Raw genomic sequence first — 3,541 nt, forward strand, 5'->3', positions numbered from 1 at the left:
ACAAAGCACACAAGGTTTATCCCTACCTGCTGCGTGATATCGATGTCACTTATCCAAACCAAGCTTGGGCGATTGACATCACGTACATCCCCATGGCGAAGGGGTTCCTGTATCTGGTGGCCATTATCGACTGGTATAGCCGCAAAGTACTGGCTTGGCGCTTGTCGAATACGATGGATACAAGCTTTTGCATTGAGGCTCTCGAAGACGCACTGCAACACTACGGGCCGCCCGATATCTTCAATTCAGATCAAGGCAGCCAGTTTACTAGCGCTGAGTTTACTCAGAGATTAATCGACCATGATGTACGGATAAGCATGGATGGGAAAGGACGCTGGGTCGACAACGTGTTCATCGAGCGATTATGGCGTAGCTTGAAATATGAGGAGGTTTACTTAAAAGCCTATACCACCCCCCGAGAAGCTGAACTTGAAATCGGCCACTACATGGTGTTCTATAACGAAGAGCGTAACCATCAGGGACTCAATGACCTTACTCCTGATGAAGCCTACTTCGGCAGGCAAAGATACGCAGCATGAGCGGGATCAAACACTTAAAAAATTAGCTTGTGTGTCCAACCAATGGGGTCCACTTCTTACATCATCATAGTTGTAGACAAGATATGTCATTGTATTACCGTTCTTAAAGGCAACAGCCGCTGGGTAATCTGCTGTCAATTCGCCCGTTCCGGTTTCAAGTTGTCCCAACGCCTGCCAGTTGTATATCCAATGGTAGGTATGAGCTTTTGATTCTCCCTCTTCCGGAATGTAGTTGGAGCCTACGGTTTCATAATCTGCGATAGACGCATCAGCATCTGTCATCGCCCAAAGGTTCCACCAGATATCTCGCCAGTGGCCGTCCAGCAAACCAGAAGGTTTACGGTTTGAAGATTCCGTCAAACCCAGCTCGACATAATCTTTCATGTAGTCGGCATGCAAACCAACATGGAATACCAATGGGTTCAGAGGTAATCCTTGTATACCCAGAATGTGCGCAAAGGCAGGACTGAACCAGGTCGAGAATGAAGCACCTTGCCCCCAGATTATCGATGTCGTGATCTGGTTATAGTTATCCGGGAAGTTGTCATAGCTGTCGCCCAAATTTGGGTAAGACGGCGAGGCATTTCGGTAACCATCAAGGTTGTTCCAATATTCCCAATATGTCGCCGCAGACGAAGCGTGTAGATAGATACCTTTGTCTACCAACTCTTGGTCACCTTTAATTAACCCATAAAGGATGATGGCACCGTAAGAGTTTGCCGCTTCAGACGTTGATTCGTTGTTATTGCCCATTACAAAGTTCGCGTGGCCGGACGCCCAGGAGAAACCATTGGCCGGGTCGAAATTGCGCAAGTAAGGGAACATGTCATCGCCTTTACTCGCTGCATAATCGCGGATAAGCAAATCAACCATTGGCCCATACTGATCTTCACCACACCATGATTTATCTGTGCGACAAACTTCCGCTGCAGCACGGACAAAGTAGCCATAGTGGAAGTGGTGGTCATTAAGCTGTTGATGCGCGCCAAACGATTCTTCAACACCTAATAAGGTCGTCCATAACTCGTCATACACAAAGTACTTAACGGTATCGAGATCTCCGGATGTGTCAGCGGTAAACCAATCTTCCAGCTCACGCTTCAACCAAGCGGTTAAGGTGTTGGCTTCTGATGTCATACCGATATCACGCGCAATAGCGATAATTTCAGCAGCTTTACCATAGCTCTTACCCGACCAGTAAGTGTCTGTGTAAGGGTTCCAGGAATGCTCTCCACCGTTCATGTACTCGGTAACAAGAGTACGTAAAGTGTTCAGATCGAGGTCTGCAACATTCGGTAGGAATGGCAACACACCCACAAATGGCAGTGTAAAACTGAAGCCATTAGTTTGAGCGAACTTGGTGATGCCACGAGTACTACGCACGCTGTATTGTGTCGGCGTTGCATTGCTGTTTTTCCAATGCAGAGGCTGCATACCTGCAAGGGTTTCGATTGGATTACCACTTGCGTCAAAATACACATGTGACACCGTCACTTCATTGTTAGCATGGTTAACCGAATAAGCTATCTCGACATCACGAACTACTTGGCGGGCAAGACTTTCGAAATAAGATGATTCAGCACTGCTTGGTGTGCCCGCTGATGGCAACAAAGCTACTGTCATTTCTTTTGCTGAGTTACTGACCGTAATGAGATTGCTCGAGACGTTACTGAAAGTGGTATTACCCTCACCAACGATTAGGAAGCTGTTTCTGTTGCCAGCAATATCAGTCCATATACCCAAAGATTGGCTGTTTTGATAGAAAGTGCCTTTCTGGCCTCCATCAGAGCTGGTCGTTTTGATCTGGAAATCACCGTCGTAAGACTTGAAATAGACACAAGGTGAGCCATGCACAAAAGTGGCTTCCATCACTGGTGTTGCTCCTGACCACCATTCGACTGTCATGGCTCCATCGCTATGGTCTTTCAGATAGCCTTCCATATTGGAGTGCTTGCTGTTGGCAACGGCAATACCATCAAATACTTCGTTGAATGGATCCGGCACCACATACTGGAGCAAGTTACCCTGCCCTTGCAGCGCGTTGGGAATACCCATGATTCTTGCACCGCGTTCTGAAATGCGGGCAGTGACTGGATCAGGTGTAATGTAGCCAGCATCGTTCGGATCACCAATGGTCATTTCACCGTAGAATGATACAGAACCCCACCATTTGTGGGTAGCAATGGGTTGGTCTTCCAGTTCAGGAACGATTTGTGGGTAAAGCTGTTTTGGCGTGCCTATGTTGTCACACGAAGGTACACCCGGTTCAACGACACCAGCATTCGAAACCCAAAAACCATTGTCTACCGTACAACGGTAACCTTCAGGGTTGAATGTCTTTGCCACGTTACCGGCTCCATATTGCGTCACGAATGCATCTGACGGTACGTTTTCCAGATAAATGTCTGTGATTTCAACAGTGCCGTCACCTGCGAACATCAAACCAATCCATGTAAAATCGGCATACCCAGGAAACGGAACTTCCATTTCGTACCAGCCATTCCCCAGAGCCAATGCAGTACCGAGAGCGTACTCCAAATCTGACTTTTTGCCGTTAGTCCCTTGGACAGAAACAACGACACTATCTGCAAAGTCTGATTTATATTTGAACTTCAATAAATTAAAGCTCGATGTATCAACCGAATTGGCATCGTCATTTCCCCATGCAGCCACTGCAAAGGGCCCCCAATAGTAGCCGCTGGTCACTTTCACGCTTTGGGCATAATCACTACCCGCTGGGTTTAACTCTACCGTAGCTTCTGAATCCCAAGGACTGGCTTTAAATTCAAACTCAAAAGATGGTTCAAATTCAGAATGGAAAATATAGGCAACATCATTGCTTGGAGTTGCACCTGAACCAATTTCGCCTTTACCACTAAATAACTGATCCGAATAGTGCTACATTTTCGCCGTGCCGTGGCAACCTCCCGGGTACGGCGATACGTTATCCATAAAGTGCTTCACCTTCCTGAGCAATTGCCACATATGTTTACACCTGTGAT

2 protein-coding genes are annotated in these 3,541 nt (G+C 47.1%); one reads left to right on the forward strand and one right to left on the reverse strand.

The window, feature by feature from the left end; genetic code table 11:
* A partial coding sequence (locus tag GMA8713_RS25210) for an IS3 family transposase (protein ID WP_062705098.1) occupies positions 1-539 on the forward strand: 539 nt, incomplete at its 5' end.
* A 6-nt stretch (positions 540-545) separates the two neighbouring features.
* Here GMA8713_RS25210 and GMA8713_RS25215 read toward each other — a convergent pair.
* A complete protein-coding gene (locus GMA8713_RS25215) occupies positions 546-3,251 on the reverse strand; it encodes a glycosyl hydrolase (RefSeq protein ID WP_232314577.1) in 2,706 nt (901 codons plus the stop codon).
* Positions 3,252-3,541 lie beyond the last annotated feature (290 nt).

It is taken from the genome of Grimontia marina (assembly GCF_900060185.1).
GTDB lineage: Bacteria > Pseudomonadota > Gammaproteobacteria > Enterobacterales > Vibrionaceae > Enterovibrio > Enterovibrio marinus.